This window comes from Winogradskyella sp. 3972H.M.0a.05, from assembly GCF_040493455.1.
In the GTDB taxonomy this organism is placed as follows: domain Bacteria; phylum Bacteroidota; class Bacteroidia; order Flavobacteriales; family Flavobacteriaceae; genus Microcosmobacter.
The window spans coordinates 82,672-100,910 of sequence record NZ_JANFDA010000008.1 but is presented as its reverse complement, the minus strand read 5'-3'; the positions used below and the strand labels follow the sequence as shown (position 1 = coordinate 100,910).

At 35.2% G+C, this 18,239-nt stretch carries 6 protein-coding genes; 2 read left to right on the top strand and 4 right to left on the bottom strand.

Features of this window, described 5'->3' with window-relative positions; genetic code table 11:
• Nucleotides 1-141: 141 nt before the first annotated feature.
• Nucleotides 142-1,278, top strand: coding sequence for a hypothetical protein (locus NCE97_RS14415; protein ID WP_353779987.1), 1,137 nt, complete (start codon nt 142-144; stop codon nt 1,276-1,278).
• Here NCE97_RS14415 and NCE97_RS14410 read toward each other — a convergent pair.
• Both NCE97_RS14410 and NCE97_RS14405 read right to left on the bottom strand, forming a co-directional pair.
• Nucleotides 1,275-4,532, bottom strand: a complete 3,258-nt coding sequence (locus tag NCE97_RS14410; protein ID WP_353779986.1) for a VPS10 domain-containing protein — start codon at nt 4,530-4,532, stop codon at nt 1,275-1,277. The genes NCE97_RS14415 and NCE97_RS14410 overlap by 4 nt on opposite strands.
• A gap of 160 nt (nt 4,533-4,692) precedes the next feature.
• Nucleotides 4,693-5,691 (bottom strand): hypothetical protein, encoded by a 999-nt coding sequence (locus NCE97_RS14405; protein ID WP_353779985.1) that lies wholly within the window; start codon nt 5,689-5,691, stop codon nt 4,693-4,695.
• Nucleotides 5,692-5,830: 139 nt separating this feature from the next.
• On the opposite strand from NCE97_RS14405, the gene NCE97_RS14400 reads away from it, so the two are divergent.
• Nucleotides 5,831-8,878 (top strand): Eco57I restriction-modification methylase domain-containing protein, encoded by a 3,048-nt coding sequence (locus NCE97_RS14400; protein WP_353779984.1) that lies wholly within the window; start codon nt 5,831-5,833, stop codon nt 8,876-8,878.
• A gap of 455 nt (nt 8,879-9,333) precedes the next feature.
• On the opposite strand, the gene NCE97_RS14395 is transcribed toward NCE97_RS14400, so the two are convergent.
• Complete coding sequence (locus NCE97_RS14395) at nt 9,334-10,140, bottom strand: hypothetical protein (RefSeq protein ID WP_353779983.1); 807 nt, start codon at nt 10,138-10,140, stop codon at nt 9,334-9,336.
• Nucleotides 10,141-10,236: 96 nt separating this feature from the next.
• Nucleotides 10,237-18,075, bottom strand: coding sequence for an HYR domain-containing protein (locus tag NCE97_RS14390; protein ID WP_353779982.1), 7,839 nt, complete (start codon nt 18,073-18,075; stop codon nt 10,237-10,239).
• Between the last annotated feature and the right edge of the window lie 164 nt (nt 18,076-18,239).

Below are 18,239 nucleotides of genomic sequence, written 5' to 3'. Positions count from 1 at the left end.
ATAGGTATAGCCGTATTTGGCAGCATAATTCTAAAACTATTTTCTTCATAGTTTTGATATGGGCTTTAAAAGTATTTCCTTCGTTTAATAGTGCTTTCTTATCTTTATATTCTTGTCATTTTTTAAAAACACTATTCAATAATGAAAAAAACATTTACACTGTTAATACTATTACTTCTTGTTTCATCTTGTAAGACGTCAAATAATAATAACAATAGGCAGTCTAAGACCATTGGAAAAGTTGTTAAAAAAGGAATCATTGAGTGTTTTGAAAACGGTTTATTAGACAAAGATGGAAAACCAGTTTTTTGTGAAGCTTCTGGAGTTATTTACCATAACGGAATGTTAATTATTGCTAGTGATAAAGATATACCAGGGAAAAATAGATCATCAGTTTTTGAATTTAAAAAACCAAAACAATTTCCCTCAGTTATTGATACAAAATCTATCAGCTATATAGATAAGGCACCATTTAGAAATGTTGAGAAAATAGAGGCATTCACTAAATCATTAGATAGTGATTTAATATTGGTTTCTACAGCTTTCGATCGTATAAAAAGTGGTTCAAATGATTTTGATGGATTTAATTCTTTACTCTATTGGAACCGTAATAAGGATTGGGTAAAATATGTATTAAAATCTGACAATAAAGGTATTAAGAGCTCTAAAGGTTTGAGGCCATACTTTAAAAAGACTCTTAAGTCTACTAGTTATCCTAATGGGCCATCTTATTATAAAATAGAAGGAATGACAACAGCTCCAAATAACACTATAATTTTTGGAGCAAGGGAGATAGGCAATAGTTATAAAACTCCAGAATTTAAGCTCTTGTTGATTTCTACAAATTATGCTTATATGGAGAAAAAATTCCTTTTAGATGAAAATTTCTCACATGCTTATGAATATAACATAGATGACGCTAAACTTCCAAAGAAAAACATAGGAATCTCCAGTATAGAGTATAATCACACTAATGAAGCTTTTTATATAATTACATCTTTTGAATACGAGAATAATTCTAATATAGAATTGGGAGCATACATATGGAAATTACCTTATAAATCATTTTTAAGCAACAAACCACCATCACTAGTAACAGGTAAAGACGGAACCCCTTTATTATTAGACAACAAAGCGGAGGGATTCACTTTTATAGATGACAACACTATTTTCATTATTTGTGATGATGACCGTGAATCAAAAACAATTTCCACAGGTAATACTAATATCAAAAGGCTTCCACATCAAGCACCTTTTTATATTGTAGAAATTAACTAATCATCAATATATGGCGCGCCAGAAGCTTTCAATAAGGCTTCAAATTGGTTCATAGCACTTTCAATAGCTTTTAATTTGTTTTCAGCTTTATTAAGCATGTTATTAATTACCTGCATTTGAGTTTTGTTAGTCTCAGTTGGACCGTAAGTAGAACGTTCTAAACTCAAATAAATAGTGAACAATTTATCACTTACAGATGGAGGATTCTTTTCACCAATTTCTGATCTAGCCTGATTGCCATAGTAATCAGATTTTAAAGTATTGATTTGATCTTTTATTGCCTTTAGTTGCCTCAATCCAGATTCTGAATTTGCTGTGCTGTTCATCAATGCTTTGTGCAATGCCACTACTTTTTTATCAGCCTTTACTATGGATTTATCAATTTTAGATGATGTACGAGAAGCCTCCTCATAACTACGCCAAAAATCCGAAGCAATTTCTAATGAAGGTCCTTTAAGCGTGCTTTCGTAAAGCGGCTTAACTTTGAATTCTACTGGAGCATCTAGTTGTTTTATAGAGCCGTTATTCGATAAATACATTGTTACACTATAGGTTCCTGGTGGAGCTAATAGCCCTTTAGTGCCTCCAAAACCACCTGAGACTTTGGTTTCGCCTAGAGCAATTGGGCTCGGATTTGGATAACGCAAATCCCAAGATGTTCTATTAACTCCAGCTTTAGCATCTTTAAAAATATTGCGTATCACTTCACCAGCTTGGTTCTTCACTACAAAAACTAATTGTGGCTTTTCCTCTAACTTTTCATCTTCTAAAGCTGTCCATCCAGGGAAAGGAATGTTCTGATTTTTTAGATTCTTTTCTTTTGTTTTACGCAGTTCTTTTTGCATTTCTGGAACTGCCTTTAGATAATGTGTAAATACAGCTCCAAAGTCTGGATTAGGCGCTACAAAATGCGAATCTCCCTGACTTCCTTTATTGGCTTCAAAACTTAATTGAGATCGCTGTATATACCACCAAGCATCACGTACAGGAAATAACTTTGCTTCTGCATTCAAATCCTCAGAAGAGGCTTCTCTTAGAGCAGAATAGTCATCGAGCACATAAAATCCACGACCAAAAGATGCTGCTACCAAATCGTTTTCACGCTTCTGTATGGCTAAATCTCTAAACGATATCGTTGGTACATTTCCTTTTAAAGCGGTCCATTGCTTTCCACCATTAACCGAAAAGAACAATCCAAACTCAGTACCTATAAATAATAGGTAAGGGGATACATGATCTTGTACTATACGCCAAACCAAATGATTTGCTGGAATAGATTTAGTTAGAGATTCCCAAGATTGCCCTTTATTGGTGCTCTTATATAAATAAGGCTTAAAATCACCATATTTATGATTATCTAAAGCTACATAAACGGTATTGACATCATGTAAATCAGCTTTAATATCATTAACAAATGCTGTTGCTGGTACACCAGGCAATTGACTCACTTTAATTTTCCTCCAATTGGCTCCACCATCTTCAGTAACATTAATTAAACCATCATCAGTTCCTACATAGAGTAGGCCTTCTTGTTTAGGAGATTCTGAAAGCGATGTAATCGTATTGTAATTAGACATAGCATACACATCCCAAGCATTGTCCCACGATTGCTGTCTGCCCATAATAGGTAATGTAATACGTTCCTCATTTTTTGTTAAGTCTTTAGATATTGCGGTCCATGAGTCACCACGATTTTCAGATTTCCAAACGCGTTGTGATGCAAAGTAAATTGTAGATGGCTTATGTGGGCTCACTAAGATTGGTGCATCCCAATTAAAACGTTCAATATCGTCACCTACAGCGGGCTGTGGTTGTATATCAACAGCTTCTCCCGTTTTCATATCCAAACGTGACAATGTACCTTCTTGGCGTTCTGCATATACAATATTTGGATTTCCTGGTTCTGTGGCTGGTTGGTGGCCATCCCAATTAAGAACTACACTCCAATCACTATTTTGAATCCCATGAAGATTATCTGTACGTGATGGACCTCTTTCCGTACTATTATCTTGAGTTCCACCATAGATATTATAAAAAGGTTCTGCATCGTCTACAGCTAATTTATAAAACTGAGTTACAGGTAAATTCTCAATATATTTCCAAGTTTTTGTTAAATCAAAAGACTCATACAATCCACCATCTGTACCTACAAGTAAATAATTAGGATCATGTTTTCTGAATGCTATCGCATGATTATCGCCATGTTTATTTTTTCTATTCATCCTGTAGAAGGTTTTTCCACCATCTTCAGAAATTTGCATCGTATTATCCATAAGATATAATCGATCCTTTTGGTGTGGCGATGCAAATAATTCCTGATAGTAGTGTGGCCCAGTTCCGCCAGTAATGGTATTCGATTGTTTAGACCAAGAACTTCCACCATCATCACTACGGTATACAGCTCCTTTTCTACGATCTAATTCAATAGCAGCATATAACACATTTGGGTTATGTGGAGAAATCGCTAAGCCAGTTTTACCCATTGATGTTTTAGGCAAACCATTAGTCAGTTTTTCCCAAGTATCACCAGCATCATCACTACGGTATAAGGCTGTACCTGGACCGTTGCCTATATATGCCGCAACAGTTCTGTGACGCTGCCATGTGGCAGCATACATACGATTAGGATTAGTTGGGTCATATACTAACTCAGTTACACCTGTCCAAGCATCGTCACCTAGTGTTTTTTTCCAGGTTTTACCACCATCTATAGTTTTGTACAAACCACGCTGACCACCTTTATTCCAAAGTGGTCCTTGTGCAGTTACCCAAACGATATTACTATTTTCTGGATGAACAATCACACGCGAAATATGCTGTGTGTCTTTCAGCCCCATATTAGTCCATGTTTTCCCTCCATTATCACTACGATACACACCATCACCAAATCCAACATGGCGTCCACCAACATCTTCACCTGTACCAACCCAAATGGTTTCCGGATTGTTTGGATCTATAGATACGGTTCCGATAGAGTAGGAGCTTTGTTTATCGAATAATGGTGTCCAGGTAGTCCCAGAATTTATGGTTTTCCAGACGCCACCTGAACCTACAGCAACATACCAAATGTTTTCATTATGAGGATGAATGGCAATATCAGCAATTCGTCCGCTCATAAAGGCAGGGCCAATACTACGAAGTTCAAGACCATTAAAAGGATTCTTTTTAGAATCTTTCTCTTCTTGAGCTGTAGTAGTAAACGTTATTAGGAGTGCAAGAATAAGGGTGCAAAAAATGCGGGAAAATGTTTTCATTTTTAAGTGGTTGTTAGCTTATAAAGTTAACCAAAATCTGGTTAATTTTTAAATGAAGTAAGTCTGACTATTTTTAGTGCTTTTTTACACGAGCTTGCATTGAGCGGAGTCGAAGTGTGGGAGGGAAGGGGAATGTGTGTGGAATGGCAATATAATGAGATTACAATAAAGTTTGATTGCGTTTATATACAGCTAAATCTTCACGCCCTGAAGCTTCTGATTGTAATTCAGCAATATATCTTAACAAAGAGGGTCTTTCTTTTTTAATAATTTCCAAAAGTTTTGCAGTATTGTCACTTCCTAAAAAATCTTTTTCAAGGTTAATAGATTCATAAAAAATATTCATGAAAACAGTTTCAAAATGAATATTTACTCCCTTATTACTCCATGTATCTTTAAGATAAGTACAAAAAGTCATTAGAGAATATAATAAACGTATTGCTGGATGTGGGTGAGAACGATCCTTAAAATAAAGATCTTCAATATCGTTAACAAAGGTTAATATATACTGGCAAATTGCTGTTCCTGACAGAATTGTAAGAGCTTCTATTACTTCTTTATCAAAATCATCTACAAATAGACGTTCATAATAATCTACAACGTGATTTGCAAGACAAAGAGAACTGTAACAATCTGCGTCAAATTCAAGTATGTGCTTTTCAAAATTGAAACCACCATGGTTATTTAAAGAGCTTTCTTGAATTCTATCATTAAGAAAATCAGACTTTTGTATTAAGTGCCCAAGCTCATGATAAAAAGTAAAATGTGAAGCTAATTGATAGTAAAATTCATTAATGCTTATATCTAACTTATTTTGAAGTTTATTCAAAGCCTCTAAATCCGAATTTACATTAATATTATGACCTAATTGAAAATTAGAAATCAACCAGTTTATTAAACCTATATTCAATAGGATTACATATTTTCCATCTATAGTTCCTGCGGCAGCATTTTTGGTAGTTCCAGAAGAAAATAAAATGTAATGTTGTGCAATACCATAATGGCCACATTCATTAATCAAAGTTTTATGGTAAAAATCAAATGACTTTAAAATCTCTTCAAGCATAGGACTTCCTTCTGGATTAAATATATCTGCCTCTTTAAAAGGTAAATCAGCAATTGTAGTTGCTTGAATGGCATTGTATTGTTCTAAAGTCATAGAAATAAAATTATTTAGAAATATATTAAAATTATAAGAAATTACAATTCAAATATTAATAGTAAAATTTGACATTATTTAATTATAAGTTCTATTTTTAAAATTCCAAATCTTTTAAACAAAAGTGATAGAATAATTTATGCAAACATCTTTTAATGAAGCATTTGAAAATGTAAAAAAGTTAGTTGATAATTTTGAAAATAATTACACTTACTATAAAAGTCCGAAGTACCAAGAAGCAGAAGTTAGAAAGGACTTTTTAGACCCTTTTTTAATTGCTTTAGGTTGGGATGTTAATCACGAGTACCAAAAAAATCCTTATAAACAGGAAGTAAAAGTTGAAAAAACACAAAAGCAAGAAGGTTCAAAAGGAAAAAAGTTTGCTGATTACGCTTTTTACTTAAATCCAGATTATAAAAATCCAGTATTTTTTGTTGAAGCAAAAAAACCTGCTGTTTTACTTCAAGATAATACACAGTACTATTTGCAAACCCATAAATATGGTTGGAACTCCCAAACACCATTATCTATTTTAACCGATTTTGAGGAGTTTATAGTAATTGATTGTAGAGCAAAACCACATCCAAAGTATTCTGCTAATGCCGCAATAAAATCTTATAATTTTAGAGATTATAAAGATGAAGAAGTTTTTAGAGAAATTTACTATCTATTTTCAAGAGAAGCTGTTGATGATGATAGTATAAATCATTTTGTAGAAACTCAAATACCTAAAAGAAAATTAAAAGAACGACAGCTAAAACTTTTTGGTGGCGGTTATAAAGCTGTTGATGATGATTTTCTTGAGTACATAGACCAATTACGTTTAGAACTTGCAAGAGCATTTTATAATAACAATCCAGGATTAACACCAAAACAACTTACTGAAGCAACTCAAAAAACTATTGATAGATTAGTTTTTATTCGTTTTTTAGAAGACAAACAAATTGAGTTTGAAGATTATATCAATGAGTTAAAAGATTGGAAAAGTTTTGTGCAATTATCACATACATTTGACGGAAAATACAATGGAATTGTATTTAAGGAAAGTATAATTGACAAGCCTAATTTTAAAGGCGCAGATGATGATATTTTTTATGATTTATGTCAAGATATTTCTTCAAAAGAATCACCGTATAATTTTAATGTCATTCCTGTACATATTTTAGGTAGTATTTATGAACGTTTTTTGGGTAAAATAGTAACAGTAAATAATGGAATTGTAGATATAGAATTTAAGCCTGAAGTAAGAAAAGCTGGAGGTGTATTTTACACACCAAAATATGTCGTAGATTATATAATTAAAAATTCAGTTGGAAAACTTATTAAGGGCAAAACACCAAAAGAAATTAATGAATTTTCTTTTGCAGATATTTCCTGTGGTAGTGGTAGTTTTTTAATAGGTGTTTACGAGTATTTAATAGATTATCATAAAAACTATTATCAAGATAAGTTACAAGATAAAACTGAAATTGATGGTAGAAGTGATGATGATGGTAATGCTATGTTTGTTGATGGTGCTTGGGTTTTAACACTAAAAAGAAAACAAGAAATTCTATTAAATAATGTTTTTGGTGTTGATATTGATAATCAAGCAGTTGAAGTATCACAATTATCATTGTTTTTAAAGTTGTTAGAAGACGAAAATTTTGGAACAACTACAAAATCGGGTCAAATAACTGCCTTTAGTAAGGTGTTACCTGATTTAACCCAAAATATACGTTCAGGAAATTCATTAGTTGGTTGGGATATTACAGAAGATGATAGTTACACACTCGAACAACAAAAAGAAATAAACCCTTTTGATTATAAAACCTCATTTCCAAAAGTGTTTAAAAATGGCGGTTTTGATGCCATTGTTGGCAATCCACCTTACTTAAAAGAGCTTGGAAACCAAGAAGTTTTTGCACCAGTTGAAAAATCCGAAATTGGTAAAAAATATCACAAAGGCAAAATGGACTTTTGGTATTATTTTGTACACAAAGCTGCAAATATTGTAAAAGAAAAAGGGTATGTAGCTTATATAACAAATAGCTATTGGATGCGAAGCGATGGAGCATCTTTATTGCGAAAGCATATAAAAGAAGATTTACAAGTTGTTAATTTAGTAGATTTTGAAAATGCAAAAGTGTTTAAAGATGTCAGCGGAAAACATAATATAAGCATTTTTAAAAAAGGTAGAACCAAAGAATATAAAACTGAAATTTCCAAAATTATAGATATAAAGCATCCTGAAGCAATTGAGGAATTTGAAAAGTTTAAAATATCTGTAAAGGATTTATTCGATTCAAATGATAAAATTAAAACCGTAAAGAGTTCCATTAATTTTAGAAAATATCAAGTTTTAGATGATTTTTATGATACTTCAGTTGGTGTTCAAGAGTCTACAGACAAAGTTTCAAAAAAACAATTTGAAAAATTCCCAACAGCATTTCCTGTAAATACAGGTGTTTTTGTATTAACAAAAGAAGAGTTAGATAAACTAAATTTAGCAGAAGAAGAGCTAAAGATTGTAAAGCCTTATGTAAGCTCAACTGATGTTATAAAATATGGTATTAAAGAAATTAATGAATATTTAATTTACGCAGATAAAATTGCCAAAGATAAAATTGCTGATAATAATTATCCTAATCTAAAAGTACATTTAGATAAGTTGGCAAATTATATTAGTTCATCTAATAAACCTTATGGAATACATAGACCGCGGAAAGAAATATTTTTTGAAGAACCAAAACTAATTTGCAAAGGAATGTTTCTGAAACCAGAATTTCATTTAGACAAATCCAAAATTTATTGTGGTTTTTCATTTTCGACTATCATTCAGAAAAACAAAAAATATTCTTTAGAATTTTTACTTGGTTTAATGAACTCAAAATTTGCAGAATATTGGTTTAATATTTTTGGTAAAAAGCGTGGAATAGGAGTTGATATTGGAGTAAAAGTATTTAGACAATTTCCAATACCAAATCTTAAATTAAGAAATGCAGATGATAAACTTAAAGTTAAAGAGCTTGAAGATTTGGTTAAAAAAATAATTGAAACTGTTAAACTTCGACAAGAATCAACTACATCATCAGATGAAGATTTTTATGATAGGAAAATTAAAAATTTAGAGAGCCAAATAAATACTTCTGTTTATAATTTATATGATTTAAATGAAGATGAAATTGCAGTAATTGAAATTGTGTAAATAATCTATGAGTTTAATTTCGGCCTCATAAAAATTTTGGTCAAAACAATATGTGAGTGTACGGCAATATCTTAGGGATTTACCAATAAGCATTCTCAACAATTCTATTTTACATAATATTAGGATCTCTAAAAAAAATAATAGAAGTTCTTTCTACATACAACAAGTGTATAAAAATTTGCTCCCAGAGAAATTTTATACTCTAGTGGCAAGCCGTGAAAATCGCGTATTTGAAATTTTCTTGAGCTAAGTACAGAATATTAAAAAGAAACGTAAGCACAGATTAATCGTAAAATGGCTTTGACATAATATCTAACGATATAATTCGCTTATACGAAGTTATATCTGATATTATATCAAATAGCATAGCTATACGCCATTGATTATAAATGCACTATAATTTATATTATGTAAAATAGAATATTTTAGTTATTCATGATACAAACAAATTGGTACTACTCCATAGTAAAGAAATTGGTTGACATGAGTTTACCATCGTGCCAGGCTTCAACTCTATAGTTTCCTTTTGGCCACGTATAATCTTTGGCAACACTAGCACCATGATACAGTATTGCGCCTTTATAAGTTATTGGAATCTTCATGTCGATTTCTGGTGCTAGTAATAAAGATCCATCAGGATAATAATATTTCAATGTCATCTTAGCACGCCATTCAAACTTATTATAATTGGGATTATCGATATTCACATCAGTATAAATAAAACGTGCTGTATCGGATTTAAAACGTTGTGAATGTGTACGATCTTTTGGTGGTGTTCCTGTTCCGCTCCACTCAAAAAATTTCATGCTAATAACTTTAGAGATACTAGTCGATCGATTTACAATCTTAAAACTACTGCTACCAACGACCTTACCATCTATGGTAGCTACAACAGAAAACGTATCTGCTTTCCATAGATTCGGATCTTTATATCCAAAACCTCTATAAAAACCTTTCATTTTTGTGTTTTTGCTAAGCGATACATTTATTTCAGTTTCTCCAAACTTCTTTACAGCACTATCAAAATAGCTCAGTTTTATCTTGAAGTTTTGATCCTTAACATTATAATCATTGTTATAAAGCTTTACATAAGTGCCTATGTAGCGTGCTTTCTGTTTAGAGAATTCAGTTCTGAGCTGATCCTCTATATTATAATTTTCGAGGGTTGCTCCTGTTTCGTAAAACCCGAGAAACATAGTTTCTACATTCTGGCTACATACAAAAAAAGGTAAAATGAAAACGAGGGTTAATAGCTTTTTCATGAGTGATGTGATTGATTGTTAGCTATATAAAGATATGCATAATAAAAAAAGCAGCCCAGAATTGAGCTGCTTTTCACATTTAAAATAAATCAAATGTTATCGTCCTGAGACAATAATAAATTGTTTACTTATCGATTGATCGCCATATTCAAAGATTAAGTAATACTGCCCTTCGGCCAGTCTAGAGACATCTACCTTCGTCGTATTTTTACCTTCGGATACAGTCCACTTATTGCGAATTGGCATATCTCCTTTTATAGAAACGATACTATACGCTACATCTGTGGCTATTGGACTTGTAAAGTCTACATTCAGTGTATGTCTTGTTGGCACTGGATACAGTTTTACATCATCTTTTGTGACTTCTAAAGAAGCAGGATTTGCTGCTTTATCGTCATCATCCCATCCCCAATTCCATGCATAATCATCATCATCGTTATCTTCACAACCTGCTGGTGGTCCATCTGGTGTTGGAATACTTCCACAAGTTTTTCCTGGTAACCATTTTACATTCCAAGACGAATAGACTTCATCTAAAGCAATGAACAATCCTTTCATTCTTGTGTGTTTCCACCAGCTAGAAGCTCTTACAATAAGGTTACGTTTCGTATAAATATTTACGTTAACATCAGCTCTAGCGCTAATACGTACATCTTTTTCAACATAGAATACAGAGTTGTTTCCATTGCTAGCAATAGTATTGTTTCGACCTATTTTCATGGTCTCATCAATCATTACTGCCGACGGCTGATTAAACTCAATCTTTGCATTAGATTCTGTAGATAGTTTATCGATGTATACCTCTGGTGAATCAATAATTAAGGTACCACCATACTTAACTTTGATATTGTCATAGATTTCGCCAGTAATGGTCACCGTTTGATATGGATGCACAGTAACATTATTACCACAATCGTCATCTGCATTATTCTCATAGAATGTCGGTAAGGTAACATCCGCATTATCGTATATAGGATTAGCCACATAGCTCCACCATGTTCCCCAGATATAATCGGACTTCACAAAGCCATTTATATAGCTAAATGCGCCGATAAAGGCTAGCTTGTTTGGATCTAATACGCCTACGCCTCCACTTACATAAGTTCCGTAGAGATTCACACCGCGTTTACCAATCATGGTATATCCAGAAAGGACATCAGTAGCATCTATATTTGTAGTATAACTCGCTTCAGCTTCGCAGCCAGTAGCAGTTGATACTGTAACTGTAAATGTATCATTGTGCGTTACAATGATTGAATCTTCAGTACTACCTGTAGACCAATTAATCGTAACAGGCTCATCCAAGTCTGACTCATTACTGATGACAACAGTGAGCTCTGCTAAACCTTGACAGAAATCATCTAAAGCAGACTCTACAATTTCAATTTGTGGTTCGCCATAGATAGTAACATCAAAGCTACATTCCGAAGTATTACCAGAGTCATCTGTAGCAGTATATACTACCGTTGTGGTTCCAACGTCAAAGAAATCACCTGGATTATGACTACTTGTCACTGTGGTAGGACAAGAGTCAGTAACCGTTGGTGGTGTCCAGTCTACAGTTTGTGCACCACAGAGTGACACATCTTCTGGACAACCAGTAATTTCTGGAGCATCAGTATCTTCAACAGTTACGAAGAAATCACACATCACGCTATTACCTGAAGCATCTAAGACTTCAAAAATGATGTAGGTCTCTCCTACTGGGAATTCACTACCTGATGGTAATCCAGTATGTTGAATCACTTCAAAATCTGGACAATTATCAGAAGCAATAATATCGAAATCTACTACTGCTCCACAAAGTGCATCATCAGTACCAACTGAAATATCTCCTGGACAGGTAATCTGTGGTAATTCTGAATCAATTACAGTAACTATAAAACTACAATGTGCTGTGAGTCCTGCTGCATCTGTCAATGTGTAGGATACAAGGGTCTCTCCTATTGGGAATGCTGCTCCAGATGGTAATCCTGCTGTTTGTGTTAAGACGTCTCCTGGACAGTTATCTGAAGCTACAATTGCATAGTTAACGATTGCTGAACAATTTCCAGGATCATTATTTACAGTGATATCTGCTGGACACTCCAATTCTGGTTTTTCTTCATCTGTAACCGTAACTAAGAAACTACATGTTTGACTGTTTCCTGAAGCATCAGTAACCATAAAAGTATTGACCGTTTCTCCTACTGGGAATGACGATCCTGAAGGTAGTCCTTCTAATTGTGTTACTACAGAACCAGGACAGTTATCTGATGTTTGAACCTCATACTCTACTATTGCATCACAAGAACCTCCTGCATTGGTTAATTCGATATCTTCTGGACAGTTAAGCACTGGCATTTCAGTATCAATAACAGTCACCGTAAAACTACATTCGGTAGTATTTCCTGAAGCATCCGTTGCTACAAACGTGTTTGTCGTTGTACCTATTGGGAATGGGTCTCCAGAAGGCAAACCAGCTGTTTGCTCCAGTGTTACACCTGGGCAATTATCTGCAAACGGAACAGTGTATATTACAATTGCAGAACAGTTTCCTGTATCATTATTTAGAGTGACATCGACTGGACACGTTAATGTCGGATCTTCTGTATCATTAACAGTCACTGTAAAGCTACAAGAGCTTGTGTTTCCGGCTGCATCTGTTACTTCAAATGTATTTATAGTATCACCCAATGGGAACATTGCTCCTGAAGGTAAGCCTGCTGTTTGCGATATTGAAGTCCCTTCACAATTATCATCAAATGGTACATCATAAGTGAAAACCGCACCACAAGAACCTGGATCATTATCAATTGCTGTATCTGCAGGACAAGCCACTGTCGGATCTTCAGTGTCTTCAACAATAACTGAGAATGCACATTCTGTAGTATTTCCTGAAGCATCAGTGGCTACAAAAACAACTTCAGTCTCTCCTATTGGGAATAACGAGCCAGATGGTAAACCTTCTGTTTGCTCTATTGTAGCTCCATCGCAGTTATCATCGAAAGGCACATCAAATGTAAAGACTGCTCCACAAAGCCCTGGATCAGATTCTAACTCAGCATCTTCTGGGCAGGTTACAGTTGGAGCCGTTTCATCCTTAACAGATACAAAGGCTGTGCATGTTGCACTATTTCCTGCTTCATCAGTAACGGTTAGCGTTACTTCTACTCCAGTAAGCGTCGTTGTTACTGAGTGTACTCCTAAGCTAGATACTGTATCAACATCAGATTGAACCCATTCTGTTGCTAATGAAGGGAATCCTGATGCATCATCTGTATTACCAGCGATGACATTTTCTGCTCTTACTAAGGTTTGGTTCTGAGTGTTATTACCACCAGCGCTCCATAAAGCACCTGGGTCCTCTCCTACTTTTCCAAAAATATCTATTGCATTGCCATTGCGTTGTAACACTAAGGCATCATCTCCGTTGAAATTGATATTTCCTGAAGTGTCATCTGCCTCAGCAAGGAAGTCAGATCCTGCACTTGGATTACAGATTACATAAACATCACCATCTGCAAGCGTACCACTAAGATTTATGGTACTAGTAGAAGAGCCCCCATTTCTAGATACAAAAATACTGTAGGCTTCTGATGCTAAATCTACATCTGCACCTGTGCCATTATAGATTTCTATACATTTATTATTTGAACTTCCTTCAATATATTCTGAAATGAATAATTCATTGATTTCTAAAATAGTTTCAGCTGTTGTATCAGTACAATCGAACGTGTCTTGATCTATACTTAGCGTAACATTACTACAAGCATCACTTGAACCATTGTCTACATCTGCAGCTGTGATTGAAGCTTGTCCGTTTTCATCTAACACAACTTCAATATCTTGACATAAGGCTATTGGTGCAGCAGTATCTACAACAGTGACATTGGCTGTACATGTAGCAGTATTTCCGCTTTCGTCTGTTACTGTTAACACTACTTGTGTTCCAGAGCCTACTGCATTTAATGTCTGACCATCATTAAGATCACCTGGAGATTCTGCACTTGGCGCAGTCCAAGAGAAATTGGCACTTTCTGAACCAGTACCCTTAAGTTGAACTGATTCACCAATCGGTGTGCTTGCTGTTTCAGCGACACCAATATCTGTAGAGGTTACACCATCAGCAGCTCCACCACTAGCGGTAAACGAACCTTCATAGCTAAGGAATTCAATTAATCCTCCTGGTCCAGCTAAAGCTACACCATCTGGTGATCCATTTTGAACACCATTTGCAGCCAACTGAAAATCAACTGCTCCAAAACCGTTAGATTCATCATCGATGACGCCCGAAAGTGCAATAGTATTGTATGCAGCCCCTCCGCTTCCGTTATATAGTATTAAACTATATCCTGAAAGATCTACACCAGCGGTTCCAGCGACTTCAATAAACTCACCTGTATCGCCACCATCATTGTCGTAATGCAATTCATTGATCCAAACTTGATCTTCTGGTGTCTCTCCTGAACTGATGTCAGCACAAGAGAAACTATCTCTATCGATACTTAGGGTTACATCACCACAAGCATCATTAGACCCTCCGTCTACATCTGAAGCTGTAATTGTTGCTTGACCATTTTCATCAAGTTGTACTTCTATATCCTGACACAGTGCAGTTGGTGCAGCAGTATCTATAACCGTTATGTTTGCTGTACATGTTGCGGTATTACCACTTTCATCTGTAACTGTTAAAGTAACTTGAGATCCTGAGCCCGATCCTTCTAAAGTTTGTCCAACATTTAATGATCCTGGTGATTCAGCAGAAGGTCCAGACCATGTAAAATCTGCACTTTCCGAACCAGATCCTGTAAGTTGCACAGAATCACCAATATCAGTATTTCCTGCTTCAAAAATTCCAATATCTGTAGACGTTAATCCATTGGCTGGACCATTCGTAGCTGCAAAACTACCTTCGTAGCTTAAGAATTCTATCACAGTATTTGAAGGATCTACTAAAGCTAGTCCATCTGGTGCTCCGTTCTGGATACCTGATTCAGAAAACGATGCAGCTCCAAATCCATTACTTTCATTAGGCAAAATTCCAGATAAGTTTATCGTCCCATAGGATGTGCCATTACTTCCATTATATAATACTACACTATAGCCAGTTAAATCTACTCCAGCTGTTCCTGCGACTTCTACAAATTCACCTGTATCACTACCATCATTGTCATAGTGAAATTCATTAATCCACACTTGATCAGCTGGTGTTACACCTTCACTGATATCATCACAAGTGAATGTGTCAATATCAATACTAAGAGTCACATCTCCGCAAAGATCATTAGATCCATTATCTACATCTGAAGCTGTAATTGTTCCAGTTCCTGTTGCATCTAATTCAACGATAAGATCTTGACACAATGCTATAGGAGCTATATTATCTTCGACAGTAACTGTAGCATCACAAGTAGACGTATTACCACTAGCATCTGTAGCAGTTAATGTTACTGTATTTGGACCAATATTAGTACAATCAAAACTATCGTTATTAATGCTTAATTCTACACTACCACAATTATCTGTTGAACCACCATCAACATCAGCGGCTGTTATTGTAGCTTGACCACTACCATCTAGTTGAACAGTAATATCTTGACAGACTGCAGTTGGATCTATAGTATCTATTACTGTTACTGTTGCAGTGCATGTAGAGCTATTACCACTAGTGTCAGTGACCGTTAATGTAACGTCTACGCCGCTACTACCAGAACCTGAATTTACTGTATGTGAACCTAGATTGGAAACATCATCTTGAGAGAGTTCTGTCCATTCTGTTCCCAAAGAAGGAAAGCCTGCTGCATCGTCCGTATTTCCAGATAATATGTCTGCATTTCTGATTAAGGTTTGATTAGATGTATCATTTCCTCCAACACTCCAATCAGTGCCTGGATCCTCTCCTATTTTTCCAAAAACGTCTATCGCAGTACTTCCGTTAAATAGGGCTACTGCATCATCACCATTAAAGTTTATATTACTAGAAGTAGCATCTGCTTCTGCTAAGAATCCAGCAGCTGAACTAGGATTACAGATTACAAATACATCGCCATCTGCAACGGTTCCAGATAAGGCAATTACAGTTCCTGAAGTACCTCCATTGCTATAACGCTCTAGAGAATAACCTGAAAGGTCTACGCTACTTCCGGTCCCATTGTAGATTTCAATGCACTTATTATTACTAGAACCTTCTATATATTCTGAAATGAACAATTCTGATATAGTCGCTCCTCCACCTGTTGAAACATCATCACAGTCGAAAGTGTCTTGGTCTATACTCAATGTCACTGAACCACAGTTATCTGTAGAACCACCATCAACATCGGCCGCTGTAATCGTTGCTTGACCATTTGCATCTAATTGCACTTCAATATCTTGACAAACAGCATTTGGATCTTCATTATCCTCAACAGTTACAGTCGCATCACAAGTAGATGTGTTGCCACTAGCATCTGTTACAGTTAGTGTCACTGTATTTGGTCCTATATGGGAACAATCAAAACTATCTTTATTAATGCTTAATTCTACACTACCACAATTGTCTGTAGAACCACCATCGACATCCGCAGCTGTTATTGTAGCTTGTCCATTAGCGTCTAGCTGAACTGTCATGTCCTGACAGACTGCAGTTGGTGCTAAGTTATCTTCTACGGTCACTTTAGCATTACATGTAGAGCTATTACCATTAGTATCAGTTACTGTAAGCATTACAGGTACGCCACTGCTACCAGAACCTGAATTTACTGTATGTGAACCTAGATTGGAAACATCATCTTGAGAGAGTTCTGTCCATTCTGTTCCCAAAGAAGGAAAGCCTGCTGCATCGTCCGTATTTCCAGATAATATGTCTGCATTTCTGATTAAGGTTTGATTAGATGTATCATTTCCTCCAACACTCCAATCAGTGCCTGGATCCTCTCCTATTTTTCCAAAAACGTCTATCGCAGTACTTCCGTTAAATAGGGCTACTGCATCATCACCATTAAAGTTTATATTACTAGAAGTAGCATCTGCTTCTGCTAAGAATCCAGCAGCTGAACTAGGATTACAGATTACAAATACATCGCCATCTGCAACGGTTCCAGATAAGGCAATTACAGTTCCTGAAGTACCTCCATTGCTATAACGCTCTAGAGAATAACCTGAAAGGTCTACGCTACTTCCAGTTCCGTTGTAGATTTCTATACACTTATTATTACTAGAGCCTTCTATATATTCTGAAATGAACAATTCAGATATAGTTGGCCCTCCACCACCTGTGGAAACATCATCACAGTCAAATGTATTTATATCTACACTTAGAATTACAGATCCACAGTCATCACTAGAGCCTCCATCTACATCTGCAGCATTAATAGTTGCCATACCATTAGCATCTAATTGAACTGTGATATCCTGGCAAACTGCAGTTGGTGCGTTATCTGTATAGTCGAAAGTTGCTTTGAAGTTCGCTCCAAAATTACTACTGAAATGTGTTCCGAAGTTAAAGTTTGCTCTTGAGAATACTTCTATGGTATAATTCCCAGAACTCAAACCAGCGAGTATATCTACTCCTGCACCAGCTTGTTCCCAAACTTGATCTTTTCCTCCGCAGGGTATATCGTTTTCACTTAAAAAAGGAAGATTTATGTCTATGAAGGCTCCAGGTGTAGTGCCAGTTTCATAGACTCTGTAAGCGAGTATGCCATCAAATATATCATCTGGAGGGCATTTGAATGTTTTATTCTGGCCACCATTGAGCACAAGGCTATTAGAACAGGTTAAGTTACCAAAATACGCATTGTCAAAATCTGGGTTACCAGTACTAGATTGTAGGTCATAATACTGATTACCAGTATTATCTTGATCGAAAATAATGAAACTGTCAAATATCCCAGAGTTTTGAGCTGAGAGGGATGATGAAAACAGAAACACTAATAGAAAAAGGGACGCTAGAAAAAAGGATTTTTTCTTCATGTTAGTGGTTATTGGTTATAATTAGTTTCTTAGTTAACCACACATAAAGGCCACAACTAACCATTAAACTTGAGCAGAAAATCTGTTCAAATTTTCAAATTAATTTTTTTGTTTATTGTAAATTCTGGGAATTAACGGACAGTTATTTCGTTAATTAATAGCGT

What these genes read in the sequence shown, in the direction of transcription:
- NCE97_RS14415 (WP_353779987.1), top strand. Translation starts at nt 142, where the DNA reads ATGAAAAAAACATTTACACTGTTAATACTATTACTTCTTGTTTCATCT.
- NCE97_RS14410 (WP_353779986.1), bottom strand. Translation starts at nt 4,532, where the DNA reads ATGAAAACATTTTCCCGCATTTTTTGCACCCTTATTCTTGCACTCCTA.
- NCE97_RS14405 (WP_353779985.1), bottom strand. Translation starts at nt 5,691, where the DNA reads ATGACTTTAGAACAATACAATGCCATTCAAGCAACTACAATTGCTGAT.
- NCE97_RS14400 (WP_353779984.1), top strand. Translation starts at nt 5,831, where the DNA reads ATGCAAACATCTTTTAATGAAGCATTTGAAAATGTAAAAAAGTTAGTT.
- NCE97_RS14395 (WP_353779983.1), bottom strand. Translation starts at nt 10,140, where the DNA reads ATGAAAAAGCTATTAACCCTCGTTTTCATTTTACCTTTTTTTGTATGT.
- NCE97_RS14390 (WP_353779982.1), bottom strand. Translation starts at nt 18,075, where the DNA reads ATGAAGAAAAAATCCTTTTTTCTAGCGTCCCTTTTTCTATTAGTGTTT.